This is a genomic window from Rhodococcus sp. IEGM 1379 (assembly GCF_030056815.1).
Classification (GTDB): Bacteria; Actinomycetota; Actinomycetes; order Mycobacteriales; family Mycobacteriaceae; genus Rhodococcus_F.
Window position 1 is genome coordinate 1 of the sequence record NZ_JASHKR010000217.1, and the last position, 270, is coordinate 270.

At 62.6% G+C, this 270-nt stretch carries 1 protein-coding gene; it reads right to left on the bottom strand.

Annotation, left to right across the window (positions count from 1 at the left end; translation table 11 throughout):
* Positions 1–270: ABC transporter substrate-binding protein (locus tag QM600_RS29570; protein ID WP_349307296.1), on the bottom strand; the 270-nt coding region annotated here is incomplete at both ends.

A 270-nucleotide genomic window follows, 5' to 3' on the forward strand; every position in this document is an offset into this window, starting at 1 on the left:
GCCGAGTCGACACCGATCGGTGCGACGTCGTTGTTCCAACGCGAAGTGTCCTGGAAGATTTCCTGACCGGGCAGACCCTTGCCGTTGTTGACGCGGGTGTTGAGCGTTTCCGGGTCGATGGCCAGCGCCATTGCCTGACGAACACGCAGATCCGAGCCGGGGCGACCCGGAGCCATGTTGACGTTCGCGAGATAGCCGAGCGACGGGATGTCGATGAAGCCCGGGTTACCGTTCTCGATCAGATCGAGGATCGGGGTGAGCGTGCGCATG